Here is a 20,997-nt window from a genome sequence, read left to right on the forward strand (position 1 = left end):
AGGCGTTTCGTCTCGCTCCTTCCTCGCTCGCTCAACGACCGATCGCCGGCCGGGAACGCGACCGGCAAGGGATGAAATGATGGAGGCATGACCGACGTCGCGGCGAACCCCCTTGAAACCCTCGGCTACACCTTGTGGGCGGTCTTCCGGCGCAACTCCACGGCCGGCCCCTCGCCCGTCACCGACCTGGCGGCGGCAGTCGCCGAGGTCGAGGCATCCGGAGTCACCGTCCGCGGCTTCTACGACGTGTCGGGTCTGCGCGCCGACGCCGATCTGATGATCTGGCTCACCGGCACCGGCGTCGCCCCCGAGGTGCTGCAGTCCGCCCTGCGGACGCTGCGCCGCGCCGAGCCGCTCACGTCGCTCGTGCCGGTGTGGAACGCGATGGGCGTGCACCGCGACGCGGAGTTCACCGCCAGCCATCTCCCGGCGTTCATGCGCGATAAGGACCCCGAGGCCTGGCTCACCGTGTACCCGTTCGTGCGGTCATACGACTGGTACATCCTGCCCGACGAGGAGCGGCGGCAGATGCTCGCCGATCACGGGCGAAAGGGTGCCGCGCACCGCAGCGTCCTGAGCAACACCGTGGCGTCCTTCGCGCTCGGCGACTACGAGTGGATCCTCGCGCTCGAGGCACCCGAGCTCGTGGAGCTGGTCGACCTCATGCGCGACCTCCGCCAGACCGAGGCGCGCCGCCACGTGCGCGAAGAGGTGCCGTTCTACACCGGCCGCCGCATCGCCGTCGACGAGATCGCCGAGGTGCTCGCGTGAGCGCGTCATCCAGAAGCGCGCTGCGGATCGGCACGCGCGGCAGCACCCTGGCCCTCGCCCAGACCGGCATGGTGGCCGACGACCTCGCCGACGCGACCGGCGTCACCACCGAGCTCGTCACGATCACCACCGAAGGCGACCGCTCGAAGGAGCCGCTGTCCCGCGCCGGCGGCACGGGCCTCTTCACGGGTGCGCTGCGCGACGCGCTGCGCGCGGGCCAGTGCGACGTGATCGTCCACTCGCTCAAAGACCTCCCGACGGCGCCGCACGACCAGCTGGTCGTCGCCGCGATCCCGGCACGCGAAGACCCCCGCGACGCCCTGTGCGCGCGCGACGGGCTCACGCTCGCCAGCCTCCCCGCCGGCGCGCGGGTGGGCACCGGCTCGCCGCGCCGCATGGCGCAGCTGCGCGCCCGCCGCCCCGACCTCGAGGTCGTCGACATCCGCGGCAACGTCGACACGCGCTTGGGCAAAGTCACGAGCGGGGAGTTGGATGCCGTCATCCTCGCCGCCGCCGGACTCCGCCGCATCGGCCGAACCGAGGTCGTCACCGACTACCTCGACGCCGACTCCTGGCCGACGGCCCCGGGGCAGGGAGCTCTCGCGATCGAGGTGCGCCGCGGCGAGGAGGACCTTGTCCGCGCCCTCGACCATGCCGAGACCCGCGCCGCGGTCGAGGCCGAACGCGAAGTGCTCGCCCTGCTCGAGGCCGGCTGCTCCGCCCCCGTCGGCGCACGCGCCGTCGTGGACGCAGGACTCCTCCTGCTGTCGGCGCGCGTCTACAGCCTCGACGGCGCGACGGCTCTCACCTCCTCCCACGCCACCACGTGGCCCGAAGACGAGGGCGACCCGCCGCGCGAGGTCGCGGCATCCGTCGCCCGTGAACTGCTCGACGCCGGCGCCGCCGGCCTGACGGGAGAACGCCCGTGACCCCCATCGTCGGCCCCACGACCCGCCCCCGCCGTCTGCGTGCGACGCCCGCGATGCGCCTCCTCGTCGCCGAGACCCGCCTGCACCCGGCCGAGCTCATCCTCCCGATGTTCGTGCGTGAGGGCGCCACCGAGCCGGTGCCGATCTCGTCCATGCCGGGTGTCGTGCAGCACACCACCGAGAGCCTGAAGAAGGCGGTGACGGACGCCGCGGCCGCCGGCATCGGCGGCATCATGCTGTTCGGCGTGCCCGAGCACAAGGACGCCACGGGTTCCGGTGCGACCGACCCCGACGGCATTCTGAACGTGGCGACCCGCATCGCAGCCGCCGAGGCGGGCGACGCACTCGTCGTGCAGACGGACCTCTGCCTCGACGAGTTCACCGACCACGGTCACTGCGGCGTGCTGGATGCGAGCGGCTACGTCGACAACGACGCCACGCTCGAGCGCTATCGCGACATGGGCGTCGCCCAGGCCGAGGCCGGTTCGCAGCTGCTGGGCCTGTCGGGCATGATGGACGGCCAGGTCGCCGCCGTGCGCGACGCGCTCGACGGCGCCGGCTTCGCGAACACCCCGATCCTCGGCTACGCCGCCAAGTACGCGTCGGCGTTCTACGGCCCGTTCCGCGAGGCGGTGCAGTCCTCGCTCGAGGGCGACCGCCGCACCTACCAGCAAGACCCGGCGAATCGCCGCGAGGGCGCGCTCGAGGTCGACCTCGACATCGCCGAGGGCGCCGACATCGTCATGGTGAAGCCCGCGATGAGCTACCTCGACGTGCTCGCCGACACGGCGGCCGCGAGCCCCGTGCCGGTGTGGGCCTACCAGGTGTCCGGCGAGTACGCGATGATCGAGGCCGCCGCCGCGAACGGCTGGATCGACCGCCGCCGCGCGATCGAGGAGTCGGTGATCGGCATCCGTCGCGCCGGCGCCGACGCCGTGCTGACCTACTGGGCGCTGGAGCTTGCGGAGTGGATCCGATGACGACGAACGAGCAGGAGTTCGCCCGTGCCCGCGGCGCGATGCCGGGCGGCGTGAACTCGCCGGTGCGAGCCTTCGGCTCGGTGCACGAGACGCCGCGCTTCTTCGTGGCGGCCTCGGGACCGTACGTCACCGACGTCGAGGGCCGCGAGTACGTCGACCTCGTCGGCTCGTGGGGTCCCGCGATCCTCGGGCACGCGCATCCCGCCGTCGTGAAGGCGGTTCAGGATGCCGCGGCCCACGGTCTCGGCTTCGGCGCGAGCACGCCCGGCGAGACGGAGCTGGCGGAGTTGATCGCCGCCCGCGTGACGCGGGCGGACCAATCCCCGGTCGAGCGCGTGCGCCTCGTCTCGACCGGCACCGAGGCCACGATGACGGCGATCCGCCTCGCGCGCGGCGCGACGGGGCGAGACCTCGTCGTGAAGTTCGCAGGCCACTACCACGGGCACTCCGACGGACTCTTGGCCGAAGCGGGCTCGGGCGTCGCGACCCTCGCGCTGCCGGGCTCGGCGGGTGTTCCCGCACCGATCGCCGCGCAGACCCTGGTGATCCCCTACAACGACCTCGACGCCGTGCGCGAGGTCTTCGCCGCCCGCGGCGAAGACATCGCGGCGATCATCGTCGAGGCGGCGCCCGCGAACATGGGCATCGTGCCTCCTGCGCACGGCTTCAACGCCGCGATCGCCGACATCGCCCACGCGCACGGCGCGCTCCTGATCCTCGACGAGGTGCTGACGGGGTTCCGCGTCGGCCCCGCCGGCTGGTACGGCATCGACCCGGTGCCGTTCGCGCCCGACCTCATCACGTTCGGCAAGGTCGTCGGCGGCGGGCTGCCGCTCGCTGCACTCGGCGGCTCGGCGGCGCTCATGGAGCTGCTCGCGCCGCTCGGACCGGTGTACCAGGCCGGCACGCTGAGCGGCAACCCGCTCGCCGTCGCGGCCGGGCGCACCACGCTCGACCACCTCGACGCCGACGCCTATGCCCGCATCGACGCCGCCGCGACGACGATCGCGGACGCCGCGGCATCCGCTCTCACCGAAGCCGGTGTGACGCACGTCGTGCAGCGCTCGGGCAACCTGTTCTCGATCCAGTTCGCCGCCGAGCCGCCCGTCGACTACGAAACGGTCAAGGCGCAGGAGGCGTACCGCTACCCGCCGTTCTTCCGCGCCATGCTCGCTCAGGGCGTCTCGCTGCCGCCGTCGGTGTTCGAGGCCTGGTTCGTCTCTGCCGCGCACGACGACGCCGCCGTGTCGCGCATCGTCGACGCGCTTCCCGCCGCCGCACGAGCCGCCGCCGAGGCACGGCCCGGCTGACACCCGACGAGAGGACGACGATGTCCCGACGCACCCTCGCCGCGACCGGCCTCCTGCTGGCCGGTCTCGCGCTCGTGGCGTGCGCTCCTTCGGCGGTTCCCCCGGGCACAACACCGTCTGGCACCGCACCACGGGTGGCGACGGATGCTGCGGACCGCGCGCCGAGCCCGACATGGACGCCGTCCGGATTCGACGCCGCGCTGTCGGCCGAGCTCATCGAGATGCTCGCGCAGGACCAGGCCGATCGGCTCGCCGGCGACGGGGACGGCACCGACGAGGAACGCACGGAGCGCCTGCGCGAGATCATCGTCGCGCACGGCTGGCCGACGTACTCGCTGGTGGGTGAGGAGGCGGAAGACGCGGCGTGGGCGATCGCCCAGCACTCGGACCATGACCCCGACTTCCAGCGCGAGGCGCGGGAGTGGCTGCGCATCGCCGTCGAGAACGACGACGCCTCACCCGGCAACCTCGCCTACCTGACCGACCGCATCGCCGTGGGAGCCGGCGAGCCGCAGACGTACGGCACGCAGATCGGTTGCGGCGAAGACGGCCCCACGCCCTCGACGCCCATCGCCGACGAGGCAGCGGTCGACGAGCGACGCGCCGAGGTCGACCTGCCGCCCCTTGCGGACTACTACGCCGAACTCGAAGCCGTCTGCGCCGCGGACTAGCTTTGGCGCGCACAGGGAGAGGAATCGATGACACGCCTCCTCGCCGTCCACGGCGACATCACCGCTCAGACCACCGACGCGATCGTCAACGCCGCCAACAACGCCATGCGCGGCGGAGGCGGCGTCGACGGTGCGATCCACCGCGCGGGCGGCCCCGACATCCTTCGGGACTGCATCGCGCGCTTCCCGCACGGGCTTGCGACGGGCGATGCCGGCTGGACGACCGGCGGCCGACTCGCCGCCCGGTGGGTCGTGCACACGGTGGGACCGGACTACGGCGCCGGCCAACGTGATCGCGGGCTGCTCGAATCCTGCTACCGGCGGTCGCTCGAGGTGGCCGGCGAGCTGGGCGCCCGCAGTATCGCCTTCCCGCTGATCAGCGCCGGAGTGTACGCCTGGCCGCGGCGCGAGGCCATCACCGCCGCGATCGACACGATCGCCGCCGCGGGGACCTCGCTCGACAGCGTGTCGCTCGTCGCACACGACAAGCGCGCGCACGACGAGATCGCCTCGGCACTCGTGATGACGACATCCGTCCGCATCCTGCAGGGCGTGCGCGAGCTGCACCGGCGGGGGTTCCATGGCCTGCGGGTGCAGCCCGGGATGGCACCTTCGGGCATGTACTGGAGGATCGTGCTGTCGGATGCCGCCGACCCCGACGCCACGATCCACTACACCTCGGGCGCCGAGACGGAGTTCGCGGGCGGCGGCACCGTCGACGCGATGTCGACGCCGACCGCCGTCGCCGAGCTGATCCTGCGGGCTCTCCCCCGCCTCGCAGCCTCCCACGACGCTCCCGAGTATGCGGCGTGGTTCGCCGGGCTACTCGCGGGGGTCGAACCGCAGCACGCGCTGCCCGTCTCATTCGCCGACTACTTCGACGCCGGCGCCGGCTGGGAGATCGGCTGGGGCAGCGGGTTCCGCTATCCCCCACCGCCGGAATGACCGGGGCGCATCCGTACCCGGCCGTCTGAAAGTCCGTCGGACCGGGCAAAAGCAGAAGGCCCCCGCGCTGCGGGAGTCTTCTTGTGGTGGACCTGAGGGGAATCGAACCCCTGACCTCCTCGATGCGAACGAGGCGCGCTACCAACTGCGCTACAGGCCCGTGAACCTCAGAAACACTATCACGGTTCGAGGTCCGTCCCGAACCGGCGGGACCCCTCGGAAGGCCCTATTCGCCCGCGGCGCGACGTGTCAGAAGCTGGCGAACGTGGGCCTCGATCTCGGCGTCGTCGACGTACCCCATGCGGGTGTAGTCCGACTCCGCAGACGCTGCGCGGGCGGTCCGCGCGGTGTCGATCGACGTCGGCTGCTGGGCCTCGGCGCGGGCCAGCATGGCCTGCTCGAGGGCGGCTTGCCGGAGCGCCGCGCGCGCGGCCTCGGCATCCAGGACGGCGGCGGCACGGGACCCGGCCGACGCGGTGAGCGGTCGCGGCAGGTCGCGCGGAGCCCATTCACGCTGCTCGCGCTCGAGCGCTACGTCCTGCAGCTCCGCGGCCCGCTGCTCGGCGGCCCGCCGCTCGGAGGCACGGCGGGGTACGGCATCCGTCTGTCGCACGACGGCACGCGCCGCCACGCGGGACAGGCGATGAAGGGTCGTGCCCGACACCAGCACGAGACCGACGCCCACCCACAGCAGCGTCTGGACACCCGCGGTGAGCGTCTCGAACACTCCCCACGCGGCGAGCCCGAGACCGCCGAGGCCCACGAGGGTCGCGACCAGGCGGAAGACGCGGCGCACGCGCGCGCGGCGCGCCGCAGGGATCGCCCGCGCGGCGGCGAGCTCGGCACGCGCAGCCTCCTCGGCCGATGCGCGCGCGGCGCGCGCCCGCTCGAGGTCCACTCGGGCGGCCGCCTCAGCGGCGACGCGCTCGGTGCGGGCGCGCTCGCGCTCGAGCCGCGCCGTGGCTTCGGCCACCTCACGCTCGGTGCGGGCGCGCTCCAGGTCGACGCGCGCTTCTTCGAGTGCCGCATGTTCGCGTTCGGCAAGTGCGCGCTTGGCGAGCCGCTGCTGCGCGGCAGCGGTGCGGGCGTTGAGCTCGAGCCGCACCTCTTCCGGCGTCTCGCTCGTCTCGGCGAGCACGCGCAGCGCCTGGTTGAGGCGGACGGCGTTGCGCTCGGCGGCGTCGAACTGGCGGCGGCTGTGCCACGACGGGAGCAGGTAGACGAGCCACAAGGCCACGGCGACGAGAACGATCACTCCCCCGCCCCACACCTGCCCGCCCATGCAGACCACGGTATGCGACGGATGCCTGAGGCCTCGGCACCCGCTGGCGTGTCCCTCAACCCCGCCCGGTGTTTCTCACCGGTTCAGCTACCGGACACTCGCGCACGATCTGCACAGTGACCGGGCACTATCTCCGGACAGGTGCGTCGGCGGCGGTATCCGCCTGAGCGTTCACGCTCAGCGCCCCCAGATCGTGAGGTGCCGGAGCGCCACCGCGTGTCTAGTGGCATCGATCGCAAGCGCGATCTCGTGCACATCGACCGTGCGCTTCAGTGGGATCCGGATGCGTTGCACACCGGGGCTCAATGGCGTGGCGCTCTCCCACCCGCCGTGTGAACGCACCACGATCGAGGCGTCACCCCGCTCGAGGTCGACCTCGATGAATGCGATCCTGTCCGATGCCAGGCCGGGAAGACGAACCAGCGTGATGCGGTGAGGCGATCGGGAGGCGGGCACTTCCAGCCGGCCGCGCGTGACGACGGCACCCGAGCCGTCGTCCACGAATCCCAGCACCTCGACAGGCCACGCCTCGCCGTCCCCTCCACCCTCATGGGCGACGATGTCGCCGTCCGGCCGGAAGAGGTCCACGCGCACGAGCGGGCTGCCCTCCGGCGTCCACTCGGCGGCGAGCTCGAGCATGCCGCGCGCGTCCAGCGCTTCCGAGACGACGCGGACCCTCGCGATGTCGCCCCCGAAGTGGTTCCCCATACCGGCACTCAGCTGAACCGCGCCGACGGTGAAGTCCGAGATGCTCCGCCTGTTGAGACCCAGGGGGAAGTCGTAGGGGTTCTTCCGATACTCTCGCGCTTCTCCCATCGGCGGGCCGACCTCCCGAAATCGCGGCCGCGGATCGGCGATTCCGTCCAGGTACGCGCTGATCACCGAGCCGTCGTAGCTGAATCCGACGACCCGCCACTGATCCGGCGCGATCATGCGGGCGCTCGCGGCATAGTCACGGCTGTAGGGAAGCGCCGGGCTCGGCCCCCCGTCGGCCGACACGTGCCCCACGGCCTGCTGGGCGCCCCCGTAGGTGGGCAGACTCACGAACAGGCCATACTGTCGCCGCGGATCGGCGTCGTCCTCCTGCCACATGCCCGCGATGAATCCGGTGTCCACCGAGGCGCGGCGAACGAGCGCGATCACACTGACTTGGTCGCCGCGCGCAGCGGCATTCAGCGGGCCGACGTCGGCCGCGTCGATGACGAGGAAATCATCCACACCGTCGAAATGAAGCGCGCCGCCGGTCTGTGGATCTTCGACCCAGCGCGCCCCTGACGCGCGCAGCTCGAGCCGGTGGCCGGTGACGTCGCGCAGCGGCGCGCCGGAGTCGCGGAAATCCCACTCCATCACGTTCATCGCGCCTCCGACGCGCCGAGGGGAGCGCACCCGGCAGTGCGCCCCCATCGGTGGCACCTACTAGTTCTCGAGGATCGGGTCGGCGGCCTCGCACACCGTGGCCAGCTGCGCCTCCACGTCGGCATCGGCCGTCCACACACCGTCGAGAGCCGGCTTGGTCGCCGTCGAGAGCTCGGGGAACGCGACCGGGTACGGGATCTGGTTCGCGAACTCGAGCGTGTCGAGCAGCGCCTCCTTCGCGTGCTCCGCCGGCACCTGGGGGTAGAGGCTCGCGATGAACTCCTCGGTCTGCAACGAGGTGCGCGGCGCGACGTAGGGCAGCGTCTCGGACCCGTGCTCGCTCGTCAGGTACGCGAAGAGTTTCGTGGCGAGCTCGGGTGCGGCGCCGTCGGCGAAGACGACCATGGACGCCTGGCCGATGAACGGGTCGTAGTCGACGTCGCCCTCGGGCTGCGGCGCCATGTCGTACTCGAAGGTCGAGTCCGCCAGCTGCGCCAGCGTGCTCGGCGCCCCGAGGTACATGCCCGTGTCGCCGGTGGGGAAGCTCGACGTGTTGCCGGGCGCCGGATACGAGCCATCCTCGAAGATCATGCCGTGCACGAACTCGAACGTCTCGACGCTTTCGGGATCCGTGTACCCGCATTCCGTGCCCTCGGGATACGCCACGCCGCCGAAGCCTTTGAGGAACGGAGTGAACAGGGCGTAGCTCGTGTAGCCCCACTGCGGGATGTCGAATCCGTACGTCACGGCACCCGCATCCACCAGTGCCTTCGCCGAGCTGCGCAGCGCCTCCCACGTCCACTCGCCGGAGTCGAAGAGTTCGTTCGGCGTGGGCAGGCCGGCCTGCTCGAAGGCCGTCTTGTTGTAGATGATGGGATGCGTGGTGCCCGCGAACGGGTAGCCGTACAGCTCGCCGTCATCGCCCTCGAGTTCGGCGTAGAGGTTGGGGATGATGTCGTCGAAGTCCCATGCTTCGTCCTCTTTGAGGGAACTGATGTCGAGCAAGGCACCCGAGTCCACCCACGCGGGCGTCGCCGACTCGACGATCCAGCCGAGGTCGGGCGCCTCACCACCGCTCAGGCGGATCGACAGCTGCGCGTCGTACTCCGCGAACGGGATCGTCTCGATCGTGAGCTCGCCGAGCTCGGGGTTGTCTTCGCGGAACTCGTCGGCGAGCTCCTGGAACGTCGCGATGATCGCCTCGTCGGCCGTCCAGACGGTCATCGTGAGGTCGACCGGTTCGGCGTCTTCGGGTTCGGCGGGAGCCGCGGTGCATCCCGCCAGCGCGAGCGCGGCGAGCGTCAGTGCGGCGATGGCAGCGTGCTGTGTCTTGCGCATGAGTGGTTCCTTCCTGGTGAGGGCGCCGGCTGCCTTGCCGGCGGTGGTGCTACTTGATCCCCGTGCCCGAGATGCCCTGGACGAACTGGCGCTGCGCGACGAAGAAGACGAGGAGCACGGGCACGACGCTGAGCGTCGTCGCCGCCATCTGGACGTTCCAGATCGGGATGCCCGTGATCGGGTCGGTGAAGGACTGCAGCGCGATGGGAACCGTCCACAGTTCACGGGTGCGGAGGAAGACGAGCGGCTCGAGGAAGTCGTTCCAGCTGTTCAGGAACGTCAGGATGGCGAGGGCGGCGATCGGCGCCTTCGCGAGCGGAAGCGCGATGCGCGCGAAGATCCCGAAGCGTCCGAGCCCGTCGACACGACCGGCCTGCTCGAGTTCGATGGGCATGCTCAGGAAGAACTGCCGCATCAGGAAGACGCCGAGCACCGCGGGAACGCCGAAGATCGAGGGCACGATGAGCGCGAGGTGCGTGTCGATCCAACCGAACGCCGACACGATCCGGAACAGCGGGATGATCGTGACCTCCGGCGGCACGAGCAGCGCGCTCAGCAGCAGGATGAAGAGGAAATTCCGCCCGCGGAACTGGATGCGGGCGAACGCGTACCCCGCGAGGGACGAGACCGCGAGGACACCGAGCGTCGTGATCGCCGCGATATACACGGAGTTCATGAACTGCTGCAGGAACGGGCTCGTGGTGAAGGGCGTCAGGAAGTTGTGCCATTGCGGATCGGCGGGAAAGAGCACCGGCGGATTCTCGAAGACGTCGCCGTAGGTCTTCAGCGCCGTCGAGATCATCCAGAACACGGGGAACACGAAGGGCACCGCTACCAGCGTCATCAGGACGTAGACGACGAGCTTCGAGAGCCACGGACGGCGCTTCGCCGGCGGCTTCTCGTCCTTCTTGTCCGCGCCCTCTACGACCGCGTCGAAGCTCAGGTCAAGACTCATTGAAGACCCATCTGCGTCGTGACCACCACTGGAGGAGCGTCAGTGCGAGCACGATGGCGAAGAGCACCACCGCGGCGGTCGAGGCGTAGCCCACCTGGAACGCCTTGAACGCCTGCTCGTAGATGTAGTAGCCGAGGATCGCCGTGGACAGCTCGGGACCACCCTCGGTGAGGAGGTAGACCTGCGCGAAGGCCTTCAGCGAATTGATGGTGGCCAGGATGGCCACCATGAAGGTCGTCGGCGTGATGAGCGGCGCGACGACGTGCCGGAACGTCTGCCACCGGCCGGCTCCGTCGATCCTCGCCGCCTCGACCAGTTCTGCCGGCACGTCCTGCAGGGCCGCGAGGAAGAGGATCATGCTGACGCCGACGCCCTTCAGCACTTGGACGATGATGATGGTCGTCATGGCGACGTTCTTGTCAGCGAGCCAGTTCGGGCCCTCGATGCCGATCATCGCCAGCCAGCCGTTGATGCCACCCTGATCCTGCAGCAGCACGTCCCACACCAGCGACCACGCCACAAGGGAGATGACGACGGGCACGAAGTAGGCCGTCCGGAAGATCGAGATGGCGCGGATGCGCTGGTTCACCATCACCGCGAGCGCGAGCCCGAGCAGGATGCTCGCAGGTATGACGAACGCGGAGAAGATCGCGGTGTTGCCCAGCACCCTCGCGAAGACGCCGTTCGTGGCGAGGTCGAGGTAGTTGTCCACGCCGGCGAAGCTGCTGCGCCCCGAGAGGGTGTTGTAGTCCTGGAAGCTGAAGGCGAAGACGCCGAGGATCGGGAGGGCCACGAACACCAGGAAGCCGAGCACCACGGGAGCAACGAAGGCATACCCGTAGAGGCTGTCAATCCGTTCGAGCCTGCTGCGCTTCGGCCGGCGACGAGCCGCGGGCGGGGGCGGCGACGTCCCGCGCGCGGTGCGTTCGATCGTCATGGTCATCGGCGCCTCATCGTTGAGATGTTGCATCTTGCACAACACAGTTGTGTAGAGTGAGATACCAGGATGCGATCTTCTGCGGCCGATGTCAAGCAGAAAAGCGCAGTATGGTCCAGGAAGCACAAGGGAGTCACCATGCCCGCAACGACGGAAGCCGGCGCATCCGCCGCACGCACACTCGTCCGGGGTCTGACGATCCTCGAGATCGTCGCCGAGGCGCCCGAAGGCATCGGAGTCACCGAGGTCGCCGCGCGCGCCGAGATCGACAAGGGCACCGTCTCCCGTCTGTTGGCCACCCTGCGGCAGATGAGCTACGTGCAGCAACGCAGCGCTGACCGCCGGTTCGTGCTCGGCAGCCGCTGCCTGTGGCTCGCACGCGAGTACCGCTCACGGCGGGATGAACTCAGCAGCGTCGCGCAGCCGTTCCTCGCCGAGCTGCGCGACATCACGCAGGAGACGGTGCACCTGGCGATCCTCGAGGAGAGCTTCGTCGTCTTCATCGCCCAGGAGCAGCCCGACCGGTCGATCCGCGTCCGCAGCGCGGTCGGCTCGCGCCTGCCGATGCACCGCACTGCGATGGGTCGGGCCGTGCTTGCCGCGCTCGATACCGAGAGCCGCGACCAGCTCATCGCGACGCTCGAAGCGGATGCGGTCGCGCGCCAGGAGCCGATCGACGTGGCCCAGCTGCGCGCCGACGTCGACGAAGCCGTCGAGCGGGGCTGGGCAGCTGTCGACCGGCACGACGATGTCACGCGCCTGGCCTCGGCGATCGTGGATGCCGATGGCCGGCCGATCGCCGCCATCACCCTCTCGGGTCCCGACTACCGCATCGAGCCGGAGATCGACCGGCTCGGCCTCGAGGTCACCCGCGTCGCACGAGCTGTCAGCGACGCGCTCGGGCGCTGACGGTCGGACGCGGCACTCACAGGGACATCCCGCCGTCGACGAGCAGGTCCTGTCCGGTGATGTACCCACCCTCGCGCGAGCACAGCAGCAGGGCTGCTGCGACGAAGTCATCGGGCTCGCCGATGCGCCCGGCGGGGATGCCGGTGAGTACGCGCTCCCGGTACGCCTCGTCGGCGAGCGCGTCGAAGTTGCGCGGCGTGCGCACGACCCCCGGAGAGAGCGTGTTGACGGTGACACCGGAGGAGGCGACCTGACGGGCGAGATTGCGGATGACGCTCGCGAACGCAGCCTTGGACGCGGCGTAGGCCGCCATGTCGGGATGCGGCCGCACCAGCTGCACGCTGCCGATGGACAACACACGCCCGAACCCGCGGGCCTGCATGCCGGGCACGAGCGCTTGGAGAAGCTCGAACCCCGCCATCACGTTCACGCGCAGCTGCCGCTCCACGTCGTCGGCAGAGAGGGTCTCCCAGCCGGCTCGGATCTGCAGCGACGCCGAGAGCACCACGATGTCGATCGCTCCGGCCGCGAGCGCGCGCTCGCCGAGCTGCACCGCCGCGCCCGGCTGTGCCAGGTCGATGTCTAATCCCGGGTCGGCGTGCTCGAGCCCGTGCCGCAGCACCTCTGCGCCGTGGGCCTCCATCGCGTCCGCGATCGCCGCTCCGAGGCCGCTGGTCGCGCCGGTGAGGAGTGCGCGCATCCCCCTGAGGTCGAACATCCGCGGCTCCTCTCCCCCGACCTTCGCGAGGCTATCGGATCCGGGTCAGAGGCGACCGTGCCGGCGGTAGACCTCGACGGGGTCCTGGCCGTCGTTGAACTCCTCGCGTACCTGGTCCTCGTGGCGGATCAGCTCCTCGGTCTTCTCGAGCACCTCGACCACGATGTCGCGAGGAATCACGACAACGCCGTCGAGATCGCCCATGATGAAGTCGCCCGGCGAGACGACGACGATGCTCGTGAGGGCGCCGCGCAGCGCGATGGTCAGCTGCCAGTCGTAGTAGCTCCAGCGCTTGACCGCCTCGACCGGCGTGAGGTAGCGAGCGAACACCGGGAAGTCGCGCTCCAGCAGGAACCGCGTGTCCCGCGACCCTCCATCGACGAGCGCTCCGATGACGCCGCAGGATGCCCCGACCGTCGCGTTCATCTCGCCGTAGTGCGCGGCCTGCATGTCGAAGCTGCAGTCGCGCACGTCGATGATCGGCACCCCGACATCTTTCATCGCCTCGAACATGTGGATGCGGCGAGCCCGCAGTCGCTCATCGCCGGTGGGCTCCGGGATCCCCTTCAGGGTGAAGGCGGGACCGGCGATCACCCAACGGTTGTCGACCGGCTTGATGTCGCTGGCGAGCGCCTGGTGCGGATAGCCCATCGCGTCGAGCACGTCGTAGACCGCCCCCGAGTAGGTCGCGCGATAGCGCTCGATGAGTTCCGGCACAGAGACGGCGTATTCATACGGGTTAGTCATGAGCATCCTTGATCATCTGGCTCTGTCAGCGCTTCAAGCCTGTTGCAGCAGACAATACACACGTTGCACTGAACAAGACAACTTGTTCATACTCGGCTAGGATCCCCGCATGCGCATCGTCGATCTGCGGGCCCGCACCGTCGCCATCCCGACCAACGCCAAGCTGCGCCACTCCACGGGGGTGCACCCCGGCTACTTCATGCGGACGATCATCGAGATCGTCACCGATGAGGGCATCGTGGGTCTCGGCGAGGTGGGCGGCGGCGACCAGCGCGGCGCTCTCCTCAAGCTCAAGCCGCGCGTCATCGGACTCGACCCGTTCCATCTCGAGGTGATCAAGCTGAAGGTGCTGCGGTCGATCTACTACATGTCGAACGCGCGACTCTATGCAGCCATCGAGATGGCGTGCCTCGACATCCAGGGAAAGGCGATCGGACGGCCGGTGAGCGATCTGCTCGGCGGTCGACTGCGGGACGAGATCCCCTTCATCGCGTATCTGTTCTGGCGCTACGACCGCCCGGGCGGCGGCGACGACACACGTGCCGAGGACATGGCGGAGCTGTGCGAGCAACTCACCGAGACACTCGGTGTGAGCGCCATGAAACTCAAGGCCGGCGTGCTGGCCCCCGAGGAGGAGGTGCGCGTCTTGGAGCTGTGTCGCGACCGGCTCGGCCCCGACTACCGGCTGCGCATCGACCCCAACGGCGTCTGGTCGGTGCCGACCGCGGTCCGGATGGGCCGGCGCCTGGAGGCCGTGGCGCCGGAATACTACGAGGATCCGGCGTGGGGGCTCACGGGCAACGCGGCCGTACGCGAACAGGTGCGCCTGCCGATCGCGACCAACATGTATCCGGCGCGCTTCGACGACCTCGCCCCCGGCATCCGGCTCGGCGCCGTCGACGTGGTGCTCACCGACATCCACTACTGGGAGGGCCCGCGCGGGGTGAAGGAGCTCGCGGCCGTCTGCCGCACCTTCGGGCTGGGTGTCGCCATGCACTCGGGGTGCGAGTTCGGCATCGAGCTTGCGGCGATGCTCCACACCGCGAGCACCGTCCCGGAGATGACCACGGCCGGCGATGCCCACTATCACTACCTCGAGGACGACGTCATCGCCGGCGGTCTGATGCGCTACGTCGACGGCAGCATCGCCGTGCCCACCGGGCCCGGCCTCGGCGTCGAACTGGATCCCGAGAAGATGGACAAGTACGAGCGCTACTTCGAGCAGCACGGCGACTACTACGCGCGGTTCCACGTGGACGAGCGCCGGCCCGACTGGTACCCGAGCGTCGGCGGCGTCTAGGACGCTTCAGGCGCCGGCGGCTCTACGCGTGCAGGCGGTCGCTGGGCGGCACCGTCGCCGCATCCTGGGGAGCCCGGCCCGACACCCAGCGCTGCAGCACGCCGTCGGGCACGTCCTCGCGTACCAGGGCGAACGCGTAGTGGTCGCGCCAGTCGCCGTCGATGTGGATGAACCGCCGCCGCAGCCCCTCGTAGCGGAAGCCGAGCTTCTCGACCACGCGCAGGCTGGCGCGGTTCTCGGGGCGGATGCAGATCTCCATGCGGTGCAGCCGCAGCTCCGAGAAGCAGATGTCGGTGGCGAGTGCCACGGCGGTCGGCGTGATGCCCCGGCCCGCGAACCGCTCGCTCACCCAGTATCCGATGGTGGCGGAGGCCAGCGAGCCGCGCGCGATCCCCCACACGTTCAGCTGGCCCGCGATCTCACCGTCGTACTCCATGACGAAGGGTACGCCGGCGCCGTCGCGGTACTGCTGCAGCAGCCGGCGCACGCCCATCCGCATGTCGAACGACACCGGCCCGTCGGGGCTGGTCGCCTCCCACGGGCGCAGCCAGCCGCGATTGGACAGCAGCTCGTTCTGCAACACGCGCGCGTCGCGCTGGCGCACGAGGCGGATGGCCACCGAGCCATGCCTGCGGGGAGCCGACAGATCCACGAGACTCCCTCGAACGGGCGGCGCCGGATCCGAAGATCAGAGGTTCGCCGCGAACTCCTTGAACCAGGGACGCAGTGCGGGGCCGAGATCGTCGCGATCCGCCGCGAGCTGCACGATGGCCTTGATGTAATCCACCCTATCGCCGGTGTCGTAGCGACGGCCACGGAAAACCACGCCGTACACACCCGGACCGTCGGGGTCGGCAGCGAGCTCCTGCAGCGCGTCGGTGAGCTGGATCTCGCCACCCTTGCCCGGCTGGGTGCGCTCCAGGATCTCGAACACGCTCGGCGACAGCACGTAGCGGCCGATCACCGCGAGGTTCGACGGTGCATCCTCAGCACTGGGCTTCTCGACCAGCCCATTGACCTTGACGACGCCGTTGCCGTCGGTCGACTCGACCGAGGCCACACCGTACAGGTTGATGTGCTCGGGGTCGACCTCCATGAGGGCGACGATCGCCGCGCCGGTGCGCTCGTGCTCCGCGATCATGGTGGTGAGCAGCTCGTCCCGCTCGTCGATCAGGTCGTCGCCCAGCAGGACGGCGAAAGACGCGTCGCCGACGTGCGCCTTTGCACGCAGCACCGCATGGCCGAGGCCCTTCGGCTCACCCTGACGCACGAAGTGGATGTCGGCGAGATCACTCGACTCCAGCACACGGCGCAGGCGATCGGTGTCGCCCTTGTCCTTCAGCTTCTCTTCGAGCTCGGGCACCGAGTCGAAGTGGTTCGAGATCGCGTTCTTGTTGCGGCCGATGATCACCAGGATGTCGTCGATGCCGGCCTTCGCCGCCTCTTCGACGACGTACTGGATCGCCGGCTTGTCGACGACAGGGAGCATCTCCTTGGGCATCGCCTTCGTTGCCGGGAGGAAGCGCGTGCCGAGGCCGGCGGCCGGAATGACGGCCTTGATCGGAGAATGAGGCATTCCCCGAGTCTAGAGGTGGCGCCGCCGATGTCCGATTTCGCGCGCGACCGGGAGCGGAGCCGCGCGCCGTAGAATCGACACCATGTCCGACGCCATCGCCGATGCGAAGCGCGCCCTGCGCGCAGAGCTTCGCGAGCGCCGCCAGCTGATCACCCCGCAGGCCCGCGAACTCGCCGAGGCCGGCATCCGCGCTCAGTTGGACGCCCTCGTCGCCGAGCACGGTGCGGAGGCGATCTCCTGCTTCCTGTCGATCACCACCGAGCCCGGCACACGTTCCTTCGTGACGGATGCCGTGGCGCGCGGCATCCGTGTCCTGCTTCCGGTGACGCGCACCGACGGCCTGCTGGACTGGGCGGTCGCCACCCGCGAGGGCGACATCGCCGAGGGGATGTTCGGACTCCCCGAGCCCGTCGGAGAGCTGCTCGGACCGATCGCCGTCAACGACGTGGACCTGCTGATCATCCCCGCCGCCGCGGTCGATCGCACCGGGATGCGGCTCGGCTGGGGCCGCGGCTTCTACGACAAGACCATCGGGTCGATGGAGCGCTGCCCTCCCGTGTACGCGGTCGTCTTCGACTCCGAGTTCGTCGACGAGCTTCCGAGCGACGAACTCGATCAGCGCGTCACCGGCGTCGTCACGCCCACGCGCACCATCACCCTCGCGCCCACCCGGCGCTGATACCCACCGAGAGAGCCATGCCCACCTACGCCTACGCCTGCAAGCAGTGCGGTCACCGCTTCGACGCGGTGCAGTCCTTCGCCGACCCCACCCTCACCGAATGCCCCGAGTGCGGCGGCGTGCTGCGCAAGGAGTACGGCTCGATCGGCGTGACCTTCAACGGCTCCGGCTTCTACCGCACCGACTCGCGCGCGGGCGCCAAGAGCGGCGGCGCCGCTTCGAGCGGGGGGACGGATGCCTCGAGTGGCGCCTCCTCGTCGACTTCGACATCATCGAAGACCGAGGCGAAGGCCTCACCCGCGTCGTCCGGATCCTGACCGTCCGGAGCCCCCGGCGCGGTCGACACCCAGGGGGTATCCGTGATCAAGGGCTTCAAAGAGTTCATCCTGCGCGGCAACGTCATCGACCTCGCGGTCGCTGTCGTCATCGGCGCCGCGTTCACCGCGATCGTCAACGCCATCGTCCAAGGGCTGATCAATCCGCTGATCGCCCTCGTGTTCCAGGCCGACAGCCTGAACGACGTCATCATCGCGGTGCCGAACATCCGCGGCGGCACGACCGATTTCGGGATCGGGCTCATCCTGGCCGCGATCATCAACTTCCTCGCCGTCGCCGTCGTGGTCTACTTCGTCTTCGTCTACCCGATGAACCGGGTCAAGGAGCGCGCCGCCGCCAGGGCGGGCGTCACTCCGGCCGACGAAGAGCCGAAGCTCCCCACCGAGCAGGAACTCCTCGTACAGATCCGGGACCTCCTGGAGAAGCAGAAGGCCTGATCCTCGCCCTGCACGTCGCTCGCGCTCCCTTCGCCGGCCGACGAGGCCCGTCTCCTCGCCCCCGGTCGTTGAGCGAGCGAGGAACGAGCGAGACGAAACGCCCGCACCCGGCGCATCGGATCAGCCCGACACGTTTCGTCTCGGTCGCTGGCGCTCCCTCGCTCAACGACCGGAATTCGAGCACACCCTGCACCCGGTCGTTGAGCGAGCGAGGAACGAGCGAGACGAAACGCCCGCACCCGGCGCATCGGATCAGCCCGACACGTTTCGTCTCGGTCGCTAGCGCTCCCTCGCTCAACGACCGGAGTTCGAGCACACCCTGCACCCGGTCGTTGAGCGAGCGAGGAACGAGCGAGACGAAACGCCCGCACCCGGCGCATCGGATCAGCCCGACACGTTTCGTCTCGGTCGCCGGCGCTCCCTCGCTCAACGACCGGAACACCGACCCCGCAGCCGGCGCACAGCCCCGGGTCAGTAGTGCGGGGGGACGTCGCGCCGCAGGCGCTCGTCGTTCGGCCCGGAGGACCCGGGAGCCGCGTCGGGCGCCGCGGCCGCGGCATCCGTCGTCTCGTCGCCGGGTACGGGCTCGGCACTCGTGCCGGGCGCGGGGGTCAGCTTCGCGCGGCGTGAGCCCTTGACCCGCTCGATGCGCTGACGGTCACTCGACGACATCGATGGGCTGGGTCTCGTTGTCGACCCGGGGCGCGTCGGGCGGCACGCCCAGCATCGCGGCGATGCGCTGGGCGACGTCGGCGGGGTCGCGGTACAGGTCGAACGAGTGCACGCGCACGTAGTGCCAGCCGAGGCGTCGCAGGATCTGCGGGCGCAGGCGGAGCGACTCGCGCAGTGATTCGCCGATGGTCTCGGGATCGCTCTCGACCACGACGGCCTTGCCGTCGTACTGCGCGACGAGCGGCAGCAGTCCGCGGTAGTGCACGTCGACCGAGAGCCCCGCGCGGCGAAGCTCACGGGCGAGCGCACGGGTCAGCGGATCCGCGAGGTCTTCGAGCCGCGCCTCGCGCGAGCGGGCGGCGATGCCACCGAGGATCGCCATGAGCGTCGCGGCGCCGTACTCGAGGCGCCCCTCGTCGAAGGCGGACGGACGGATCGACGACACGATCACCATCGAACGGCGGGCGCGGGTCATACCTACCGTGAGCAGCCGCTCGCCATCCGGCGACGAGAGGTCGCCGAAGTCGCTCAGCACGCGGCCATGCTTGGTGAGACCGAAGCCGAGCGAGAAGACCACGCGGTCGCGGCTCTCGGCGACCGACTCCTCGAGGGTCAGCACGGCGAAGGGCTCGGCCGTGTCGCGTGAGACGAAGTCGGCCACGTCGGAGCGCCCGGCGAAGGCGGCCTCGACGGCGCCGCGGATGCGCTCGGCGTGCCGCGCGCTCGCGGTGACGACCATGAGCGACTCGTTCCCCCGGTTGACCGCGTGCTCCACCACGAGCGTCACGACGCGCGCCACCTCGGAGTCGGGACTCTCGACGGCGCCGGTGATGGGGTCGGGTGCGCCGTGGCCGCCCTCGACGTAGTCGACGGCGAGGCTGCCTCGACCGAGGTACGAGCCTGCCCACGGCAGCGACACGAGCTCGCCGCCGTAGAACGCGTCGTTGACGAGCGCGGCCAGGTCCTCGCCACCCGCGCGGTAGCTGCGGGTGAGTGTCTCGACCGGCAGCAGCTCGGCGAGGCGCTCGAACACGCTCGTCCCATCGAACGGCACCTCGTCGTCCGCACCCTCGGCAGGTGCGCCGTTCCCGTTGCTCGTCCCGTTGCTCGACCCGTTGCTCGTCGCGTTGCTCGGAGGCGGCGTGGCGGCGTCCGCCACCGCGGAGCCGGCGGCGACGCGGAACGGCGTCGGCTTCTGCGTGACCGGGTCGCCGAACGCCACGACCTGGCCGCCTCGACGGAGCGCGGGTGCGGCCTCGGCGAGGCAGAGGGCTCCGGCATCCGCCAGAATCACGACGTCGAACGCGACAGCGTCGGGGATGCGCGGCACCTCGTACGGCGACGCCAGCCACACCGGCGCCAGCGTGCGCGAGAGCGTCGGCGCGACGCTCGCGAGCTCGGCGGCGGTGATCGCCCCGCGCTTGAGCGCCTGCTTGAGCCCGGCGGCCTCGTCCGCGTGGTCGACGATCCCGATGCGCCACTGGGTGGCGAGATGGGCGGCGAGAAGGGGACCGGATGCCGCGGCATGGGCTTCGTCGACGAGCCGGAAGTCCCGCTCCAGCCGGTCGACGACGGCGGTGTTGGCACCGAGCACCGCGCGGTCGGTGCGCAGCAGCAGCTCGAGCGCGGACTGCCACCACGCGTACTCGAGCTCGCCCGCCACCTCGTCCTCGGGCACGTGACGCACCGACAGCTCGAGCAGCAGGGGCTCGAGCCCCATTGCAGCGAGCTCGCTGCGCAGCGTCGCGCGCTCCTTGAGGTTGTCGAACACGTCGGAGTCGGCGGCGAGGCCGGCGAGCGTGCGCACCAGGTGCTTCACGGGCAGCGTCGCGAGCCGGTCGGGGTCGGTGCGGCCGAGGGCCGCGTCGAGCTCGCCGAGCTCGGCATCCACCCGCTGCCACGCCACCTGCACATCGGCGAGGCCCAGCGGCACCTCGGGGGTGACGCCGGTCTCGACGTACCGCTGCCACTCGGTGCGCTGCTGCTGGATGCGGACGAGTGCCTCGTACATGTCCGGCACGTGCACGCCGGGGCGCAGGTATTCGCGCGAGAGCCGCCGCAGGCGACGGCGGTTGGCGCCGGTCATGTCCGGCGCCTCGCGCCGCGGCGCGTGCGCCTGGATCAGCTCGCCGAGCGGGCGCTCGAAGAC

General features: G+C 70.2%; 21 protein-coding genes, 1 tRNA gene and 1 pseudogene. 11 read left to right on the forward strand and 12 right to left on the reverse strand.

Translation table 11 applies throughout. The annotated features are described in order from the left end of the window. Positions 1–87: 87 nt before the first annotated feature. Genes hemQ through B1729_RS18460 form a run of 6 tightly spaced genes read left to right on the forward strand, consistent with a single transcriptional unit; the run spans position 88 to position 5,606 of the window. Positions 88–771, forward strand: coding sequence for a hydrogen peroxide-dependent heme synthase (gene hemQ, locus B1729_RS18435; protein ID WP_163619546.1), 684 nt, complete (start codon positions 88–90; stop codon positions 769–771). Then, positions 768–1,700: a hydroxymethylbilane synthase gene (gene hemC / locus B1729_RS18440; protein WP_163634220.1), complete on the forward strand. Its 933-nt coding sequence runs from the start codon at positions 768–770 to the stop codon at positions 1,698–1,700. The genes hemQ and hemC overlap by 4 nt, the downstream gene beginning before the upstream one ends. Positions 1,701–1,705: 5 nt before the next feature. Beyond that, positions 1,706–2,680, forward strand: a complete 975-nt coding sequence (gene hemB, locus B1729_RS18445; protein ID WP_204318968.1) for a porphobilinogen synthase — start codon at positions 1,706–1,708, stop codon at positions 2,678–2,680. Continuing rightward, positions 2,677–3,990, forward strand: a complete 1,314-nt coding sequence (gene hemL, locus B1729_RS18450) for a glutamate-1-semialdehyde 2,1-aminomutase (RefSeq protein ID WP_163634224.1) — start codon at positions 2,677–2,679, stop codon at positions 3,988–3,990. Before hemB ends, hemL begins: the two co-directional genes overlap by 4 nt. Positions 3,991–4,010: 20 nt before the next feature. Continuing rightward, a complete protein-coding gene (locus B1729_RS18455; protein WP_163634226.1) occupies positions 4,011–4,661 on the forward strand; it encodes a DUF6624 domain-containing protein in 651 nt (216 codons plus the stop codon). 27 nt (positions 4,662–4,688) lie between these two features. Further along, positions 4,689–5,606 (forward strand): macro domain-containing protein, encoded by a 918-nt coding sequence (locus B1729_RS18460; protein WP_163634228.1) that lies wholly within the window; start codon positions 4,689–4,691, stop codon positions 5,604–5,606. 84 nt (positions 5,607–5,690) lie between these two features. On the opposite strand, the gene B1729_RS18465 is transcribed toward B1729_RS18460, so the two are convergent. From B1729_RS18465 to B1729_RS18490, 6 genes are all read right to left on the reverse strand, one after another. After that, a tRNA-Ala gene (locus B1729_RS18465) sits at positions 5,691–5,766 on the reverse strand. Positions 5,767–5,832: 66 nt separating this feature from the next. Further along, positions 5,833–6,888, reverse strand: coding sequence for a large exoprotein (locus tag B1729_RS18470; protein WP_163634230.1), 1,056 nt, complete (start codon positions 6,886–6,888; stop codon positions 5,833–5,835). Between the two features lie 177 nt (positions 6,889–7,065). Further along, complete coding sequence (locus B1729_RS18475) at positions 7,066–8,244, reverse strand: hypothetical protein (RefSeq protein WP_163634232.1); 1,179 nt, start codon at positions 8,242–8,244, stop codon at positions 7,066–7,068. A gap of 60 nt (positions 8,245–8,304) precedes the next feature. Next, positions 8,305–9,582, reverse strand: a complete 1,278-nt coding sequence (locus B1729_RS18480; RefSeq protein ID WP_163634233.1) for a sugar ABC transporter substrate-binding protein — start codon at positions 9,580–9,582, stop codon at positions 8,305–8,307. 49 nt (positions 9,583–9,631) lie between these two features. Beyond that, positions 9,632–10,537, reverse strand: a complete 906-nt coding sequence (locus B1729_RS18485; protein ID WP_163634235.1) for a carbohydrate ABC transporter permease — start codon at positions 10,535–10,537, stop codon at positions 9,632–9,634. Beyond that, positions 10,527–11,480: a sugar ABC transporter permease gene (locus tag B1729_RS18490; RefSeq protein WP_239539709.1), complete on the reverse strand. Its 954-nt coding sequence runs from the start codon at positions 11,478–11,480 to the stop codon at positions 10,527–10,529. The genes B1729_RS18485 and B1729_RS18490 overlap by 11 nt, the downstream gene beginning before the upstream one ends. 132 nt (positions 11,481–11,612) lie before the next feature. Between B1729_RS18490 and B1729_RS18495 the strand changes: the two genes are divergently transcribed. Then, a complete protein-coding gene (locus B1729_RS18495) occupies positions 11,613–12,383 on the forward strand; it encodes an IclR family transcriptional regulator (protein ID WP_163634240.1) in 771 nt (256 codons plus the stop codon). Positions 12,384–12,399: 16 nt separating this feature from the next. Here B1729_RS18495 and B1729_RS18500 read toward each other — a convergent pair whose 3' ends face one another. Both B1729_RS18500 and B1729_RS18505 read right to left on the reverse strand, forming a co-directional pair. After that, positions 12,400–13,101 carry an SDR family oxidoreductase gene (locus B1729_RS18500; protein ID WP_163634242.1) on the reverse strand — a complete coding sequence of 234 codons (702 nt, stop codon included), beginning with the start codon at positions 13,099–13,101 and terminating at the stop codon, positions 12,400–12,402. Between the two features lie 45 nt (positions 13,102–13,146). After that, the gene (locus tag B1729_RS18505; RefSeq protein WP_163634244.1) at positions 13,147–13,848 is read right to left on the reverse strand and encodes an RraA family protein; all 702 of its coding nucleotides are present in this window, start codon (positions 13,846–13,848) and stop codon (positions 13,147–13,149) included. Between the two features lie 109 nt (positions 13,849–13,957). Here B1729_RS18505 and B1729_RS18510 point away from each other — a divergent pair, with 109 nt between their 5' ends. Next, positions 13,958–15,148: an enolase C-terminal domain-like protein gene (locus tag B1729_RS18510; RefSeq protein ID WP_163634246.1), complete on the forward strand. Its 1,191-nt coding sequence runs from the start codon at positions 13,958–13,960 to the stop codon at positions 15,146–15,148. 22 nt (positions 15,149–15,170) lie between these two features. On the opposite strand, the gene B1729_RS18515 is transcribed toward B1729_RS18510, so the two are convergent. Together B1729_RS18515 and galU are read right to left on the reverse strand one after the other, a co-directional pair. Then, on the reverse strand, positions 15,171–15,800 hold the full coding sequence (locus B1729_RS18515) for a GNAT family protein (RefSeq protein WP_163619559.1): 630 nt from the start codon (positions 15,798–15,800) through the stop codon (positions 15,171–15,173). A 36-nt stretch (positions 15,801–15,836) separates the two neighbouring features. Then, positions 15,837–16,724: a UTP--glucose-1-phosphate uridylyltransferase GalU gene (galU, locus tag B1729_RS18520; protein ID WP_163619561.1), complete on the reverse strand. Its 888-nt coding sequence runs from the start codon at positions 16,722–16,724 to the stop codon at positions 15,837–15,839. 82 nt (positions 16,725–16,806) lie between these two features. On the opposite strand from galU, the gene B1729_RS18525 reads away from it, so the two are divergent. The 3 genes from B1729_RS18525 to mscL are packed head-to-tail and all read left to right on the forward strand — an operon-like array spanning position 16,807 to position 18,176. Continuing rightward, positions 16,807–17,403: a 5-formyltetrahydrofolate cyclo-ligase gene (locus tag B1729_RS18525; RefSeq protein ID WP_163634248.1), complete on the forward strand. Its 597-nt coding sequence runs from the start codon at positions 16,807–16,809 to the stop codon at positions 17,401–17,403. Positions 17,404–17,420: 17 nt separating this feature from the next. Beyond that, complete coding sequence (locus B1729_RS18530) at positions 17,421–17,720, forward strand: FmdB family zinc ribbon protein (RefSeq protein ID WP_163619565.1); 300 nt, start codon at positions 17,421–17,423, stop codon at positions 17,718–17,720. 42 nt (positions 17,721–17,762) lie between these two features. Beyond that, the gene (mscL, locus tag B1729_RS18535; RefSeq protein WP_163634250.1) at positions 17,763–18,176 is read left to right on the forward strand and encodes a large conductance mechanosensitive channel protein MscL; all 414 of its coding nucleotides are present in this window, start codon (positions 17,763–17,765) and stop codon (positions 18,174–18,176) included. Between the two features lie 471 nt (positions 18,177–18,647). On the opposite strand, the gene B1729_RS18540 is transcribed toward mscL, so the two are convergent. Together B1729_RS18540 and B1729_RS18545 are read right to left on the reverse strand one after the other, a co-directional pair. Further along, a complete protein-coding gene (locus tag B1729_RS18540; RefSeq protein ID WP_163619568.1) occupies positions 18,648–18,848 on the reverse strand; it encodes a hypothetical protein in 201 nt (66 codons plus the stop codon). Further along, positions 18,835–20,997, reverse strand: a pseudogene (locus B1729_RS18545) (AAA family ATPase); the annotation flags it as partial. The pseudogene B1729_RS18545 and the gene B1729_RS18540, both read right to left, overlap by 14 nt.

It is taken from the genome of Microbacterium sp. B35-04 (assembly GCF_010634885.1).
Classification (GTDB): Bacteria; Actinomycetota; Actinomycetes; order Actinomycetales; family Microbacteriaceae; genus Microbacterium.

What these genes read in the sequence shown, in the direction of transcription:
- B1729_RS18485 (WP_163634235.1), bottom strand. Translation starts at nt 10,537, where the DNA reads ATGAGTCTTGACCTGAGCTTCGACGCGGTCGTAGAGGGCGCGGACAAG.
- galU (WP_163619561.1), bottom strand. Translation starts at nt 16,724, where the DNA reads ATGCCTCATTCTCCGATCAAGGCCGTCATTCCGGCCGCCGGCCTCGGC.
- B1729_RS18460 (WP_163634228.1), top strand. Translation starts at nt 4,689, where the DNA reads ATGACACGCCTCCTCGCCGTCCACGGCGACATCACCGCTCAGACCACC.
- hemL (WP_163634224.1), top strand. Translation starts at nt 2,677, where the DNA reads ATGACGACGAACGAGCAGGAGTTCGCCCGTGCCCGCGGCGCGATGCCG.
- hemQ (WP_163619546.1), top strand. Translation starts at nt 88, where the DNA reads ATGACCGACGTCGCGGCGAACCCCCTTGAAACCCTCGGCTACACCTTG.
- B1729_RS18525 (WP_163634248.1), top strand. Translation starts at nt 16,807, where the DNA reads ATGTCCGACGCCATCGCCGATGCGAAGCGCGCCCTGCGCGCAGAGCTT.
- B1729_RS18455 (WP_163634226.1), top strand. Translation starts at nt 4,011, where the DNA reads ATGTCCCGACGCACCCTCGCCGCGACCGGCCTCCTGCTGGCCGGTCTC.
- B1729_RS18490 (WP_239539709.1), bottom strand. Translation starts at nt 11,480, where the DNA reads ATGACCATGACGATCGAACGCACCGCGCGCGGGACGTCGCCGCCCCCG.
- B1729_RS18470 (WP_163634230.1), bottom strand. Translation starts at nt 6,888, where the DNA reads ATGGGCGGGCAGGTGTGGGGCGGGGGAGTGATCGTTCTCGTCGCCGTG.
- B1729_RS18530 (WP_163619565.1), top strand. Translation starts at nt 17,421, where the DNA reads ATGCCCACCTACGCCTACGCCTGCAAGCAGTGCGGTCACCGCTTCGAC.
- B1729_RS18510 (WP_163634246.1), top strand. Translation starts at nt 13,958, where the DNA reads ATGCGCATCGTCGATCTGCGGGCCCGCACCGTCGCCATCCCGACCAAC.
- B1729_RS18540 (WP_163619568.1), bottom strand. Translation starts at nt 18,848, where the DNA reads ATGTCGTCGAGTGACCGTCAGCGCATCGAGCGGGTCAAGGGCTCACGC.
- B1729_RS18495 (WP_163634240.1), top strand. Translation starts at nt 11,613, where the DNA reads ATGCCCGCAACGACGGAAGCCGGCGCATCCGCCGCACGCACACTCGTC.
- B1729_RS18500 (WP_163634242.1), bottom strand. Translation starts at nt 13,101, where the DNA reads ATGTTCGACCTCAGGGGGATGCGCGCACTCCTCACCGGCGCGACCAGC.
- B1729_RS18475 (WP_163634232.1), bottom strand. Translation starts at nt 8,244, where the DNA reads ATGAACGTGATGGAGTGGGATTTCCGCGACTCCGGCGCGCCGCTGCGC.
- B1729_RS18505 (WP_163634244.1), bottom strand. Translation starts at nt 13,848, where the DNA reads ATGACTAACCCGTATGAATACGCCGTCTCTGTGCCGGAACTCATCGAG.
- B1729_RS18480 (WP_163634233.1), bottom strand. Translation starts at nt 9,582, where the DNA reads ATGCGCAAGACACAGCACGCTGCCATCGCCGCACTGACGCTCGCCGCG.